1 pseudogene is annotated in these 267 nt (G+C 67.0%); it reads left to right on the top strand.

What is annotated here, in order from left to right:
* Positions 1-264: pseudogene (locus ACX6XY_RS30345) on the top strand (hypothetical protein); the annotation flags it as partial.
* Positions 265-267: the final 3 nt, after the last annotated feature.

The following is a 267-nucleotide window of genomic DNA, read 5'->3' as shown; positions in this document are numbered from 1 at the left end:
GTCTCGGACGGTGCGGATCAGCTGGTCTTCCTGGCCGACATCACCAACCGGCCCGAGATCATGACCCGCCGGCCGGAATGGCAGATCGTGTTCGACTTCGACGGCAATCAGGCCGCCGCCACCCGCCGCCGCGTGCTGGACATGGTGGCCACCGACCGCATCCGCGTCACGGGCTATCACTTCCCCTTCCCCGCCAACGGCTATGTGGCGCGTCAGGGGCAGGGATTCGTCTTCGTGCCGGCGGAATGGTCGAGCGCGGTGTAACCA

The sequence above is a fragment of the Streptomyces sp. O3 genome (assembly GCF_054788135.1).
Note: the sequence above shows the minus strand (reverse complement) of the source record. Positions and strands in the feature narration are given on the sequence as shown.